General features: G+C 67.1%; 13 protein-coding genes and 2 tRNA genes. 10 read left to right on the top strand and 5 right to left on the bottom strand.

Annotated features, from left to right (window positions below):
* Nucleotides 1–22 precede the first annotated feature (22 nt).
* A complete protein-coding gene (locus tag AB4Z55_RS17350; protein WP_354559753.1) occupies nucleotides 23–1,069 on the bottom strand; it encodes a M48 family metallopeptidase in 1,047 nt (348 codons plus the stop codon).
* 22 nt (nucleotides 1,070–1,091) lie between these two features.
* Between AB4Z55_RS17350 and AB4Z55_RS17345 the strand changes: the two genes are divergently transcribed.
* From AB4Z55_RS17345 to AB4Z55_RS17330, 4 genes are all read left to right on the top strand, one after another.
* Nucleotides 1,092–1,574, top strand: a complete 483-nt coding sequence (locus tag AB4Z55_RS17345) for a ribose-5-phosphate isomerase (protein WP_064571045.1) — start codon at nucleotides 1,092–1,094, stop codon at nucleotides 1,572–1,574.
* 15 nt (nucleotides 1,575–1,589) lie between these two features.
* Nucleotides 1,590–2,393 (top strand): DNA-formamidopyrimidine glycosylase family protein, encoded by an 804-nt coding sequence (locus AB4Z55_RS17340; protein ID WP_239402728.1) that lies wholly within the window; start codon nucleotides 1,590–1,592, stop codon nucleotides 2,391–2,393.
* Nucleotides 2,394–2,498: 105 nt separating this feature from the next.
* The gene (locus AB4Z55_RS17335) at nucleotides 2,499–2,936 is read left to right on the top strand and encodes a hypothetical protein (protein WP_004019608.1); all 438 of its coding nucleotides are present in this window, start codon (nucleotides 2,499–2,501) and stop codon (nucleotides 2,934–2,936) included.
* 86 nt (nucleotides 2,937–3,022) lie between these two features.
* On the top strand, nucleotides 3,023–3,931 hold the full coding sequence (locus AB4Z55_RS17330; RefSeq protein ID WP_239402729.1) for a PE-PPE domain-containing protein: 909 nt from the start codon (nucleotides 3,023–3,025) through the stop codon (nucleotides 3,929–3,931).
* Nucleotides 3,932–3,991: 60 nt separating this feature from the next.
* Here the strand turns inward: AB4Z55_RS17330 and AB4Z55_RS17325 are convergent, their stop codons facing one another.
* A complete protein-coding gene (locus AB4Z55_RS17325; protein ID WP_004019610.1) occupies nucleotides 3,992–4,696 on the bottom strand; it encodes a L,D-transpeptidase in 705 nt (234 codons plus the stop codon).
* Nucleotides 4,697–5,007: 311 nt separating this feature from the next.
* Nucleotides 5,008–5,193: a hypothetical protein gene (locus AB4Z55_RS17320; RefSeq protein WP_039865834.1), complete on the bottom strand. Its 186-nt coding sequence runs from the start codon at nucleotides 5,191–5,193 to the stop codon at nucleotides 5,008–5,010.
* Nucleotides 5,194–5,442: 249 nt separating this feature from the next.
* Between AB4Z55_RS17320 and AB4Z55_RS17315 the strand changes: the two genes are divergently transcribed.
* Nucleotides 5,443–5,709: a hypothetical protein gene (locus AB4Z55_RS17315; RefSeq protein WP_101818652.1), complete on the top strand. Its 267-nt coding sequence runs from the start codon at nucleotides 5,443–5,445 to the stop codon at nucleotides 5,707–5,709.
* Nucleotides 5,710–5,748: 39 nt separating this feature from the next.
* Here the strand turns inward: AB4Z55_RS17315 and AB4Z55_RS17310 are convergent.
* Nucleotides 5,749–5,822: transfer RNA gene (locus AB4Z55_RS17310), tRNA-Gly, on the bottom strand.
* A 232-nt stretch (nucleotides 5,823–6,054) separates the two neighbouring features.
* On the opposite strand from AB4Z55_RS17310, the gene AB4Z55_RS17305 reads away from it, so the two are divergent.
* From AB4Z55_RS17305 to clpX, 5 genes are all read left to right on the top strand, one after another.
* Nucleotides 6,055–6,128 (top strand) — tRNA-Pro (locus AB4Z55_RS17305).
* Nucleotides 6,129–6,215: 87 nt separating this feature from the next.
* Nucleotides 6,216–7,583, top strand: coding sequence for a trigger factor (gene tig / locus AB4Z55_RS17300; protein WP_064571047.1), 1,368 nt, complete (start codon nucleotides 6,216–6,218; stop codon nucleotides 7,581–7,583).
* Between the two features lie 278 nt (nucleotides 7,584–7,861).
* Nucleotides 7,862–8,461 carry an ATP-dependent Clp protease proteolytic subunit gene (locus tag AB4Z55_RS17295; protein ID WP_004019614.1) on the top strand — a complete coding sequence of 200 codons (600 nt, stop codon included), beginning with the start codon at nucleotides 7,862–7,864 and terminating at the stop codon, nucleotides 8,459–8,461.
* Nucleotides 8,462–8,526: 65 nt separating this feature from the next.
* Nucleotides 8,527–9,222: an ATP-dependent Clp protease proteolytic subunit gene (locus tag AB4Z55_RS17290; protein ID WP_101818935.1), complete on the top strand. Its 696-nt coding sequence runs from the start codon at nucleotides 8,527–8,529 to the stop codon at nucleotides 9,220–9,222.
* Between the two features lie 210 nt (nucleotides 9,223–9,432).
* Entirely contained in the window at nucleotides 9,433–10,713 is a 1,281-nt protein-coding gene (gene clpX / locus AB4Z55_RS17285) for an ATP-dependent Clp protease ATP-binding subunit ClpX (RefSeq protein WP_004019616.1), read from the top strand.
* A gap of 77 nt (nucleotides 10,714–10,790) precedes the next feature.
* Here clpX and AB4Z55_RS17280 read toward each other — a convergent pair whose 3' ends face one another.
* Nucleotides 10,791–13,091 carry an FdhF/YdeP family oxidoreductase gene (locus AB4Z55_RS17280; protein ID WP_369521031.1) on the bottom strand — a complete coding sequence of 767 codons (2,301 nt, stop codon included), beginning with the start codon at nucleotides 13,089–13,091 and terminating at the stop codon, nucleotides 10,791–10,793.
* Between the last annotated feature and the right edge of the window lie 30 nt (nucleotides 13,092–13,121).

Below are 13,121 nucleotides of genomic sequence, written 5' to 3'. Positions count from 1 at the left end.
CGCGACAACGGCTCCGCACGTTTCAGAAACGCGGCGGGGGCTCGATGCCGTTGGGTAGTGCGTCCGGTGCGAGTGTCGCGGGATGCGGCGGCGGCGCCACCGCCACCACGTTGCCGCTGCCGACGCCTCGGACGATCTGGCGCGGGCGCAGCAGCATCGCCCCCGGCCGGGTCCGGTCGCGGAGAGCGGCGGCACGCCAGGTCAGCACCGGATGTGACGACATCGCGTTGGTCAGGAAGGTGAAGAAGCCGCGCTCGTGGGTCGCCCGGTCGGCGAACTGGTCGAAGTCCACCGCCGAGAGCATGTACTTGCCCGCGGCCAGGACCCCCATCGCCCCGGGCGCCCCGCCGGGTCTGGCGTAGTAGCCGTAGTTGTCGGCGCTGTACTCCTGCGCGCGCGACAACGCGGCGCCGAGGACCGGGATGTTCATCCCGACGATCGTCGAGAGCTGTCGCCAGTACGAGGTGTGCCCGGCCGCGATGTGGCCGACCTCGTGCCCGATGATGAACTCGAGCGCCTGTGGGTCCCGGGCGGCGCCGCCCACCTCGAAAAGGTCGGAGTAGACGACGACGAAACGCCGGAACCCATGCCCGGACGCGAACGCGTTGATCGCACCGTTGCCGAGGACGACATAGGCATCGGGCACGTACTCGAGTCCGAAGCGTGCGGCGGCCTCGACGACCATCCGGTGCCCGTCCGGGAACTGGGTCGGCGTCATCTGCACCCCGTTCACCCGCGGCGATGCATAGGTCAGACCGCGGATCACGAAGAGCAGGAGCGGGAACAGCAACGCGCCCAACAACAGCTGGTCGAGCGTGCCCAGCGCGACGAGCAGGATGATCGCCCCGTATCCCACCACCGTCGTGACGATCACCACGACGAGCGCCGGGATCTCCCAGGGGTGGAGACGGGGTCGCGCCGCGTAGTGGGCCGGCCGCAGCCACCGACGGCCCGGGTCGGCCGGAGCGGGTGGCGGCGGGTCGGCGACACCGGGCACGTTCGGGATCGGCGCCCCGGCGGTGGGTGCGCCGCCGTTCGGCTGGTGGGGGATGGGCAGGGGCGTGTCCACGCCCTCAATCTATAGTGGCGCCATGCGTGTCTATCTCGGTGCCGACCATGCCGGATTCGAACTCAAGAACCAGATCGCCGACCATCTCGCGACGGCCGGTCACGAGGTCGTGGACTGTGGAGCCCATGTGATGGATCCCGCCGACGACTATCCGGCGTTCTGCATCGCCGCCGCGGCCCGGACCGTCGCCGACCCCGGCAGCCTGGGAATCGTGCTGGGCGGCAGCGGAAACGGTGAGCAGATCGCCGCCAACAAGGTCCCCGGCGCGCGCTGCGCCCTCGCCTGGAGCGTCGAGACCGCACAGCTCGCCCGGCAGCACAACAACGCGCAGCTGATCGGGATCGGCGGCCGGATGCACAGCACCGAGGAGGCGCTCGCCATCGTCGACGCCTTCCTCGCCACCCCGTGGTCGGAGGAGGCGCGGCACCAGCGCCGCATCGACATCCTCGCCGAGTACGAGCGCACCGGTGAGGCTCCCGAGGTGCCGGGGGCCCCGGCCGAGTAGTCGCGGGCCGAGCCCGTGCCCGAGGGCCACACGCTCCATCGACTCGCGCGCCGGCAGCAGCGTCTCTTCGGCGGGCAGCAAGTTCGTGTCAGCAGCCCGCAGGGACGGTTCGCCGACGGAGCGGCAGAGGTCGACGGATTGACCTTTCACGCCGCCGAGGCGTGGGGCAAGCATCTCGTCCATCGTTATCGAGACGGCCGTGTCGAGCGCCTCGTGCACATCCATCTCGGGCTCTACGGTGCCTTCACCGAACTCACCGTGCCCCTGCCCGAACCCGTGGGTCAGGTTCGACTCCGCATCGAGGGTGAGACGGCCGGCACGGACCTCCGCGGTCCGACCGCCTGTGAGATCTACCACCCCGCCGACCTCGAGACGTTGCTCGCCCGACTCGGGCCGGATCCCCTTCGGCGCGATGCCGACCCCGAGCGGGCGTGGACCGCGATCTCGCGGTCCGCGCGACCCGTCGGCGCTCTCCTCATGGACCAGAAGGTCGTCGCCGGAATCGGCAACGTGTATCGGGCCGAAATCCTGTTCCGGGCGGGCATCGACCCGATGCGTCCCGGAAAGCGTGTTCTCCGTGGCGAATTCGATGCACTCTGGGCCGACCTCGTGGCCCTCATGAAGATCGGGGTGCGGCGTGGGCGCATCCACGTGATACGTCCGGAGGACGACTCCGGGGCGCCGGCGTACGCGCCGAATCGTCCGCGGACATACGTGTACCGGCGGGCCGGCGAGCCGTGCCGGATCTGTGGGACAACGGTCCTGATCGCCGAACTCGAGGGCCGCAAGCTCTATTGGTGCCCGGTCTGCCAGACCTGACAAGTTACTCCCCGGTCGGTGTGGATAGCCGAACCTTAGTAGCATCGTGCGGGACCGTGAGGTCGTTGCTCATGCGAAGGGTCGGGGATGACAAGAGGGGGCAGTGTGACAGTCAGCGAAAGCATCCGGTCTCATGCCGGACTGATCTCGCGGGGTGAGGTGTCTCCACTGAAGGACGTTCCTTTCCACGGCGCCGCCGACGCGCCGATCACCCGACGCGTGCTGGCCGGCGGGGACCTGTTCCCGGAAGCCGAGAAGCGGGTCGTGGCGCACGAGATGCGGGCCGTCTCGGCCGCTTCCCGTGACTACTGCGAACCGCACGTGCACGACTGCCCGGAGATCAACATCCTGCTGTCGCTCGACCGTCTCGTCTACGAGATCACACTCGGGGACGAGGTCTATGAGGTCGAGGCGCCGGCGAGCATCTACATCCCCGCCGGGCTGGTGCACAGCGCCAACGTGATCGAGGGCAGCGGATTCTTCGTGGCGATCATCGAGACCGCCGACTACGTCGCCAAGCCGCCGCCCGCCCAAGCATCCTGACCCGTTCGGCCGGCAGCGGAGGACTCTCAGCGAGCACTCAGCGCTCCTGCGGTCGGTTCTCACCTGCCGTCGCCACCATGGGGGAGGTGCAGCAGAGTGTGGGGGTCCGCGCCGGACAGCCGGGCGGCGCGTCGTCGACGATCACCGTCTTCGTGGTGGGCGGCACAGGGGAGTCCTTCGAGGACGACGCCCGGACCGACGTGTCCGGTCTGCTGGCGGGCGTGGCGGACGAGCTCGACGACCGCTTTGTCTGCCGGTGGGTCGGGTACCCGGCGAGTTACGGGCCCGCGCCGGCTCCGGGCGGCATGAGTTTCGTCGACAGCGTGGCCATCGGAGCGCGCCGACTGCGCGCGGCCATCCACACCTCGACAGGTTCGATCGCACTGGTGGGTTACTCACAGGGTGCCGTGGTCATCCGGACGGCCCTCGCCGACCTGGACGTCGACGGCGCGCCCGACTCGGACCGGATCCTCGGTGTGGGCCTGGTCGCCGATCCGCACCAGCCGCCCGGTGCGGTTCCCGGTTGTCGCGGATGGGGCGTGGCCGGACCGGGAGTCGGTCTACCCGCGGGACTTCCGGTGCGCTGGGTGGGCGCAGCCGAGGACATGATCTGCAACGCGGCTGCCGATTCACTGGTCCGCGACATCGCCGATCTCACCGGGTCGATGACCTTCGCCGGGGTCGGCAGGTGGGGTCGAAGTGCGTGGAAGGTCCTGCGCACCAACGACTTGCAGAATGCGCGCCGTACTTCTGTCCGGCCGGCACAGTGGCGACGCGACCTCGCGCGTCTCACGGCTGCCTGGCGCGAGATCCGGTGGTACCTCCCGCCACGGATACGCATCAGCGGCCTGTGGGTCAGCAATGCCGCCGGCGGACGGCACACGTCCTACCGCAGCGAACCCTACCGGCGTACGTCGGTGACGGATCCCGCGTCGACCGGGTGTCAGGTGATCGCCCGGTGGCTCCAGGTGCAGGCGACCTTCGCGGCCGGGTAGCGACATGACGAGGGGCCGGTCACCTCTGGTGACCGGCCCCTCGTCATGTCTGTTCCGGACTCAGGTGTTCTGGTACTTCGGTCCGATGGTGTTACGCACCACGATCGGGGTGTTGCGGGGCACGTTGTCGTACACCCACTTGCCGTACTCGGTGGTCACGTTGATGCAGCCGTGGCTGACGTTGCTGCGGCCCTGCTGATTGACCGACCAGGGTGCGGCGTGGATGAAGATCCCGTCCCACGACATGCGGGTCGCGTACTCGACGTAGGTGCGGTAGCCCTCTGCGGAGTCCACCGGGACGCCGTACGTGGACGAATCCATGTACATGTCGCGGTACTTCTCCTTGGTGTAGTACACGCCGTGGGGGGTCGGGTTCTTGTCGGACCCCATCGAGATCGGCATCTTCTTGACGACCTCGCCGTTGTGCCACCAGGTGATGGTGTGGGTGTTGTCGTCGGCCAGCGCGATGTAGCCGGTCTCGGTCTTCACGTTCGGGATGGCCGGGTCGGCCGGCTTCTCCTCGGTCGTCGTGGTCGACGACGGCGGCTGCGGGGCCTCGGGGGTGCTCGGCGCCGGCGGTGTCGGCAGGCCGGGAATCGCCGGGATCTCGACCGGCGGCAAGCCGGGGATCACGGTGACCGGTACGGCGTTCGCGACGCCGGGAAGTGCGAGGGCCATCGCCAGGACGCCGAAGACGACAGCCGTGAGGCGTCGAGCCGAGCGGCGACGCGAGGCGCGCGGGGTCGGCACAGGGGAGTTCAACACAGGTCGTACCTTCGGTTCGATGGGTCTTTCCGCGCATCGGCCTGAGCGCTGCACCATCGTTACACAACCGTTGTCATGGGTCCAAGGAGTCGGGCACCCTGAATGACCCCGCGATCGCGAACGGGCGATACGACGTGGCAAAACCCGAGGTGAGCGTGGCTACGCACCTCGTGTGTGACGGTTGTCACATTCGCGAGTCGTGATGGTCTGTCGGCGGCTGGTGCGACTCATCTTCGTCGACGTACCGACGATGTCAACAGGATCGTTTGTCCCAGTGTTACTTGGGCTTTGGGGACCGTTGGGTTTCGGGGTCAGACGGGCTGTGGGTGTTCGGTCCGAAGGTGGCGCGCGGGCTGCGAACACGCTTCGTCCCGGCAGACGAGCATCACATCGACGCGGCCGACGCCCGCCTCGGACTCGGTGACGTCGCGACGGAGGTACAGGGGCGCGCCGCAGGAGCCGCAGCGACGCTGGGTTTTCGTGTGGCTGGAGGACATGGATCAACGGTACGCCACGTGTGGCGTGGATCACAGTCCGGTCTGCCGGCGGTGGCCGTCCGCAGGTGTGTGGTCCGGTCGGGTGACTCTGGCTGGGATTTGAGACATCCCGCGCGAAACCGCAGGTGGCCGAAGGCGAGCGGAGGAACGTCGACCGTGGGGGCGGTGAGCGGTGCCCTCGGAAAGGAGCGCGTTCGCATCCTCGAAACCTCTCCGGCATGAGAGGTGATTCACCGTTAAGGAACCTCGATGACCAGACTCATAGCAACACTAACATTCGCCGCGGCGGCATTCGTCGGAAGCGCTGGACTCGTGGCGGGCGCGGGGCTCGCAGACGCCGAGCCGTGCAAGATGGCGGTCGGCAACGGTCAGTTCGCACCCTGTCCGCCGCCGATCATCTCGACCGGGCCCGGCGATCCATCGGCGCCCGGACATCCCGCCGAGGAGCCGGCCCCGGAGATCGAGTACGAATATGTCCCGCTGCCGTTGCCGTGGGACGCGCCCCCGGAGCCCTGACACGTCGAAGGCCCGGAGGCGTTGCGCCTCCGGGCCCGGTGGAGCGGGTGACGGGAATCGAACCCGCGTAGCTAGTTTGGAAGACTAGGGCTCTACCATTGAGCTACACCCGCGTTGCCTGCGTTGCCGTCGAAATCCGGCGTCGCGTGCGATGAGTGACTGTACCGGCAGGGTGGCCGGAACCCGAAATCGGGGTGGGTCCGAGGGTCGGCAACTGTCGGGCCCCGGGGCATTCATCGCCGCTGTGCGGTACCCGTCGGCGGGCTCGGCCGTGGGGGCACGTACTATCTCTTGTTGGCCCTGATGCGCGGTCGCCCTCCGGGGTCCTCTCGCGTGTTCGGACCCCGGGATGTGGCGCAGCTTGGTAGCGCATCCGCTTTGGGAGCGGAGGGTCGCAGGTTCAAATCCTGTCATCCCGACTTGATCGACGTGGCCAACCGGTCACCCGGTGCACGGCCCGCGAACGACCGAACTTCCACCACCGTAGATATAAGGAGTATTCAGGCGTGAAGAGCACTGTCGAGCAACTCACCCCGACCCGGGTCAAGCTCAACGTCGAGGTCCCGTTCGAGGAGCTGTCGGCAGACTTCGACCGGGCCTACCAGTCGTTGGCCCAGCAGATCCGGATTCCCGGCTTCCGTCCGGGCAAGGCGCCCGCGAAGCTGATCGAGGCCCGCGTCGGGCGCGACTCGATCCTCGCGCAGGTCGTCAACGACGCGATTCCGGTCAAGTACTCCGAGGCCGTCGCCGAGACCGAGACCAAGGCCATCGGCCAGCCCGAGATCGACCTCTCGGAGCTGAAGTACGGCGAGTCGGTGACCTTCACCGCCGAGGTCGACGTCCGCCCGGAGATCACCCTGCCCGACTACTCGACCCTGTCGGTCGAGGTCGACGCGATCGAGGTCGACGAGGCAGCCGTGGACGAGCAGCTCGAAGGACTGCGCGCCCGCTTCGGCACCCTCAAGGGCGTCGAACGCGGTGTGGAGAACGGCGACTTCGTCTCCATCGACCTGGCTGCGACCGTCGACGGCGAGACTGTCGAGGAGGCCACCACCGAGGGCCTGTCCCACGAGGTCGGTTCCGGCCAGCTGATCGACGGGCTCGACGAGGCACTCATCGGCTTGACGGCGGGCGAGGACAAGGAGTTCACGACCAAGCTCGTCGCCGGCGATCATGCCGGTGAGGAGGCGCTGGTGAAGGTGACCGTTCAGTCGGTCAAGGAGCGCGAGCTGCCCGAGGTCGACGACGAGTTCGCCCAGATGGCCAGCGAGTTCGACACCGTCGACGAGCTGCGTGCCAGCCTGGCCGAGCGCGTCGAGCAGTCGGCGAAGCTGGAGCAGGCCAACAAGATCCGCGACGCGGTCCTCGAGAAGCTGCTCGAGACCGTCGAGATCCCCGTGCCGGAGAAGGTCGTCGACGAAGAGGTCGAGGGTCAGCAGCACCAGGTCATCCACGCCCTGGGGCACGATGACGAGCAGGTCGCCAAGTTCCTCGAGGCGCAGGGCAAGACCCGCGAGGAGTGGGACGCGGAGTCCCGCGACGAGGCCGAGAAGTCGGTCAAGCAGCAGCTGCTGCTCGACGCCATCGCCGACCAGCAGGACACCGAGGTCAGCCAGGACGAGCTGACCCAGCAGATCATCTTCACCGCCCAGCGCTATGGCATGCAGCCGCAGGAGTTCATCCAGCAGCTGACACAGGCCAACCAGGTCGGCGCCGTCTATGCCGACGTCCGTCGCGGCAAGTCGCTGGCCGCCATCGTCGGCGACGTGACCGTCACCGACACCAATGGCGCGACCGTCGACACCGCCGAGTTCTTCGGCGGCAAGGACGACGCCGAGGAGTCCGACGCGGAGACGTCCGACACCGACAACTGATCGACTTCGGCCGCGGCGCCGAGTGCCGCACCTGATCCGCGCCATCGCCGGTCCTCGTCCACGAGGACCGGCGATTGCCGTCGGTCCACCATGGCGCACAGATCGTTCACGGTGCCGAAGGTGGTTCTGCTCTCAGCGAAGTGGCGTGTCCTCGGGAGTGCCCGCGGGTCTCGATTGGTTAGTGTCGGTGAGGACGTCATCAGAGAAGTATTCGATGAGCGTGTGCGTCGCCCGCGGGTGACGCACAGGTCATGACAACAAGGCAAAGGTAGGAACCCGTGAGTGAGCCGACCATCCACACACCCACGATGAGTTCGGGTGTGGCTGGGTTGAACCTGACCGATTCGGTGTTCGAGCGTCTGCTGCGCGAGCGCATCATCTTCCTGGGCACCCAGGTCGACGACGACATCGCGAACCGTCTGTGCGCGCAGATCCTGCTGCTCGCGGCCGAGGACCCGCAGAAGGACATCCACCTCTACATCAATTCGCCCGGTGGGTCGGTGACCGCCGGCATGGCGATCTTCGACACCATGCAGCTCGCCGAATGCGACGTCGCGACCTACGCGATGGGCATGGCGGCGTCGATGGGGCAGTTCCTCCTCGCCTCCGGCACCAAGGGCAAGCGGCACGCACTGCCGCACGCGCGCATCATGATGCACCAGCCGTCCGCGGGTATCGGTGGTACCGCCGCCGACATCGCGATCCAGGCCGAGCAGTTCGCGCTCACCAAGAAGGAGATGAACCGGCTCAACGCCGAGTTCAGCGGTCAGCCGCTCGAGAAGATCGAGGCCGACGCGGACCGTGACAAGTGGTTCACCGCGGAAGAGGCCAAGGAATACGGCTTCGTCGACAAGGTGATCTCGCGTCCGGGTCAGTGAGACCCGGGGTCGATGACCGCGCCTGACAGCCACCGCCGAGCCACCTCTACTCAATGGAGCAACAGATGACCAACTCCCTTTCCCACGACGGCATGCCCGCCGAGGTCGCCGCCGGGATTCCCGCGTCGGCCCTGGCGCTGAAGAACATCGAGGCGCGGTACATCCTGCCGCAGTTCATCGAGCACACGCCGAACGGTCAGCGTCAGTACGACCCGTACGCCAAGCTCTTCGAAGAGCGGATCGTGTTCGTCGGCACCCCGATCGACCAGGTCGTGTCCAACGACGTCATGGCGCAGCTGCTGGTCCTGGAGTCGCAGGATCCCGACCGCGACATCACCATGTACATCAACTCGCCGGGCGGCAGCGTGCCGGACATGCTCGCCATCTACGACACGATGCAGTACGTGCACTGCGACATCGTCACCGTCTGCCTCGGCGAGGCGGCCTCGGCCGCGGCGATCCTCCTCGCCGGCGGAACGCCCGGCAAGCGCGCGGCACTGCCGAACGCCACGGTCCTGATCCACCAGCCGCGTACCGGCGGTGCGTACCAGGGTCAGGTGTCCGACCTCGAGATCCAGGCCGCCGAGATCGAGCGCATCCGCGACCGGCTCGACGAGATCCTGGCCGGCCACACGGGCCAGGACAAGGAGAAGATCCGTAAGGACACCGACCGCGACAACATCCTGACCGCCGCGGCGGCCAAGGAGTACGGGATCATCGACGAGGTCTTCGAGTACCGCAAGAAGTCGATGAAGAAGTAGTCGTCGCAAAAGAAGTAGTTGTGGCAGTACAGAAGTCCCGGTGATTTTCTGCCGCGACATTTGGCCTTATCGGTCGAAGTTCGGGCGGCACGCGGGTACCGTCGGGTTACTGGGCATTCGAGTGTCGATCAAATGACCCATGCCCGGCTGCGTGCGACGCGACGGACAAGACACGACAGTCCGGCAACGAGGAAGTAGGTACAGCGCGAGATGGCACGAATCGGAGACGGCGGCGACCTGCTCAAGTGCTCTTTCTGCGGCAAGAGCCAGAAGCAGGTGAAGAAGCTCATCGCCGGCCCCGGCGTGTACATCTGCGATGAGTGCATCGATCTGTGCAACGAGATCATCGAAGAGGAACTGGCCGAGAACGGCGACGTCAAGCTCGACGAGCTGCCCAAGCCGACGGAAATCCGTGACTTCCTCGAGAAGTACGTCATCGGTCAGGACACGGCCAAGCGGACACTCGCGGTGGCGGTGTACAACCACTACAAGCGGATCCAGGCGGGAGAGAAGAAGGACTCCCGAACGGGCGAGACCGTCGAGCTGATGAAGTCGAACATCCTCATGCTCGGCCCGACCGGGTGCGGCAAGACATACCTGGCGCAGACTCTGGCGAAGATGCTCAACGTGCCGTTCGCGATCGCCGACGCGACCGCCCTCACCGAGGCCGGTTACGTGGGTGAGGATGTGGAGAACATCCTGCTGAAGCTGATCCAGGCCGCCGACTACGACGTCAAGCGGGCCGAGACCGGCATCATCTACATCGACGAGGTCGACAAGATCGCGCGCAAGAGCGAGAACCCGTCGATCACCCGCGATGTGTCGGGTGAAGGTGTGCAGCAGGCACTCCTGAAGATCCTCGAGGGTACGCAGGCGTCGGTGCCGCCGCAGGGCGGGCGCAAGCACCCGCATCAGGAGTTCATCCAGATCGACACGACGAACGTGCTCTTCATCGTCGCCGGCGCATTCGCGGGCCTCGAGAAGATCGTGTCCGAGCGGATCGGCAAGCGCGGCCTCGGCTTCGGCAACGAGGTGGCGAGCAAGGACGAGGTCGACACATCGGATCAGTTCGCCGATGTGATGCCGGAAGACCTGATCAAGTTCGGTCTGATCCCCGAGTTCATCGGACGCCTGCCGGTCGTGGCCTCGGTGACCAACTTGGACAAGGATTCGCTGGTCAGCATCCTCTCCGAGCCGAAGAACGCGCTGGTGAAGCAGTACACCCGGCTGTTCGACATGGACAACGTGGAGCTGGAGTTCACCAAGGATGCACTCGAGGCGGTCGCCGACCAGGCGATCCACCGCGGGACCGGTGCCCGTGGCCTGCGCGCCATCATGGAAGAGGTCCTGCTGCCGGTGATGTACGACATCCCGAGCCGGGACGACGTCGAGAAGGTCGTCGTCACCGGTGAGACCGTCCGGGACAACGTGCTTCCGACGATCGTGCCGCGAAAGGCCTCCAGCGACGAACGTCGCGACAAGAGCGCCTGACCCGCAGCTCACCACTCACCGACGACAAGCGAGCCCCGCCCGGTCCTCCGGGCGGGGCTCGCTGCTGTCGTCTCCGGCTAGGCGGATTCGACCGGTTCGATGCGGATAATCACCGCCTTGGAGACCGGTGTGTTCGACTCCTTGGCAACCGATCCGAGCGGGACCAGCGGGTTGGTCTCGGGGTAGTACGCGGCCGCGTTGCCGCGCGGTGTGTCATACGGGACGACCTCGAAGCCGCGGACCCGTCGTTCCTCGACTCCGGCCTCGCCGTCGAACTCCGAGACGATGTCGACGAGTTGCCCGGCGCGCAGGCCGAGGGACGCGATGTCGTCGGGATTGACCATCACGATGTGGCGGTTGCCGGAGATGCCCCGGTAACGGTCGTCGTGGCCGTAGACGGTGGTGTTGTACTGGTCATGGCTGCGGAGTGTCTGCAGGACGAGGCGGTCGGCCGGGACGTCCACCCATTCGAGGGGATGGACTGCGAAGTTGGCCTTGCCGTTCGGGGTGTCGAACGACCGGGTGTCGCGGGGCGGGTGTGGCAGCACGAAGCCGTCACTCCGGCGGACGCGGATGTTGAAGTCATCGAAGCCGGGTACAACCCGCTCGATCCGGTCGCGGATGCGGTCGTAGTCGCGCTTGAGTTCCTGCCACGGAACCGGGTGATCGGCACCGAGAACGCGGGTCGCCAGGTCGCAGATGATCGCGACCTCACTGCGCAGGTGCGCCGACACCGGCGGCAGCGACCCACGGGACAGGTGCACTGCCGACATCGAGTCCTCGACCGAGACACGTTGTGCCACACCGTCGATGATGTCCCGGTCGGTGCGCCCGAGGGTGGGCAGGATGAGTGCGCGACGACCGGTGACGAGGTGGGATTCGTTGAGTTTGGTGGATACGTGCACGGTGAGTGCGCAGCGCCGCAGGGCGTCGGCGGTGACGTCGGTGTCGGGTGAGGCGGACACGAAATTGCCGCCCATCCCGACGAAGACGCGGACCTTCCCGGCGGCCATCGCGGTGATGGCGGCGACGGTGTCGTACCCGTGCTCGCGTGGGGACGTGATGCCGAACTCGGCGTCCTGAGCAGCGAGGAAGGACTCCGGCATCTTCTCGAAGATCCCCATGGTGCGATCGCCCTGCACATTCGAATGGCCGCGAACGGGGCAGAGGCCGGCGCCGACGCGGCCGATCATGCCGCGCAGGAGCAGCACGTTCGTGCCCTCGGCGATCGTCGCGACGCCGTGGCGGTGCTGGGTCAAGCCCATCGCCCAGCACAGCACGATGCGGCGCGAAGTGGCGACCGTCCGTGCGAGCTCGTCGATCTGGGTGCGGGTCACGCCGGTGACCTCGACGACCCGGTCGAGGTCGACGTCGTCGAGCAGGTCGAGGTACTCCTCGACCCCGGCGCACGACTCGTCGAGGAACTGGTGATCGAAAACCGTTCCGGGGGCGGCTCGTTCGGCGTCACGGAGCAGACGTGCGACGCCGCGGAACAGAGCCATGTCGGACCCGAGCCGGACCTGGAGGAAGTCGTCGGCCAGCTTGGTACCCGCGCCGACGACCCCGCCGACCTTCTGCGGATCCTTGAAACGCATCAGGCCTGCCTCGGGCAGCGGGTTGATCGCCACGATCCGGGCCCCGTTGTGCTTCGCCTTCTCCAGGGTGGCGAGCATTCTCGGGTGATTGGTGCCGGGATTCTGGCCCGCGATGAGGATGAGGTCGGCCGCCTCGAGATCGGGGACGGTGACCGAACCCTTGCCGATGCCGATCGACGCGCCGAGAGCGGCGCCGGAGGACTCGTGGCACATGTTCGAGCAGTCGGGGAGGTTGTTCGTACCCAGGCTTCGGGCGAAGAGCTGGTACAGGAAAGCGGCTTCGTTGCTGGTGCGACCCGACGTGTAGAACACGGCCTCGTCCGGCGAGTCCATCGCGGCGAACTCGTCAGCGATGACCGCGTTGGCCTCGTCCCAGCTCAGCGGGCGGTAGTGGGTGTCACCCGGACCGAGATACATCGGGTGCGCCAGGCGTCCCTGCTGTGAGAGCCAGTAGCCGCTGCGTGTCCGGAGGTCGTCGACGCTGTGGGCGGCGAAGAACTCGGGGGTGACGGCTCGACGCGTGGCCTCCTCGGCGACCGCCTTGGCGCCGTTCTCGCAGAACTCGGCGTGTTTGCGGTGGCCCGGCGTCTCCGGCCAGGCGCAGCCGGGACAATCGAACCCATCACGCTGATTGAGCTTGATCAAGGTCTGTGCCGTCCGGAGCGCGCCCATCTGCTCGACTCCGCGCTTGAGGGCGACCGCGACCGCCGGGACTCCGGCGGCGTAGGACTTCCGGTGCGTGCGCCGGACCTCGTGCGGCTCGTCGACGGGGTGCGTCGCCATCGATTCGGTGTCGTGAGTCTTGCTCATGAT

Source organism: Gordonia sp. ABKF26, assembly GCF_041103195.1.
Classification (GTDB): Bacteria; Actinomycetota; Actinomycetes; order Mycobacteriales; family Mycobacteriaceae; genus Gordonia; species Gordonia terrae.
The sequence above is the reverse complement of the archived record's forward strand: the minus strand, read 5'-3'. Positions and strand labels throughout refer to the sequence as shown.

Excerpts from the sequence above, each read along its gene's own strand:
- AB4Z55_RS17290 (WP_101818935.1), top strand. The coding sequence starts at position 8,527 with ATGACCAACTCCCTTTCCCACGACGGCATGCCCGCCGAGGTCGCCGCC.
- AB4Z55_RS17315 (WP_101818652.1), top strand. The coding sequence starts at position 5,443 with ATGACCAGACTCATAGCAACACTAACATTCGCCGCGGCGGCATTCGTC.
- AB4Z55_RS17280 (WP_369521031.1), bottom strand. The coding sequence starts at position 13,091 with ATGGCGACGCACCCCGTCGACGAGCCGCACGAGGTCCGGCGCACGCAC.
- AB4Z55_RS17345 (WP_064571045.1), top strand. The coding sequence starts at position 1,092 with ATGCGTGTCTATCTCGGTGCCGACCATGCCGGATTCGAACTCAAGAAC.
- clpX (WP_004019616.1), top strand. The coding sequence starts at position 9,433 with ATGGCACGAATCGGAGACGGCGGCGACCTGCTCAAGTGCTCTTTCTGC.
- AB4Z55_RS17320 (WP_039865834.1), bottom strand. The coding sequence starts at position 5,193 with ATGTCCTCCAGCCACACGAAAACCCAGCGTCGCTGCGGCTCCTGCGGC.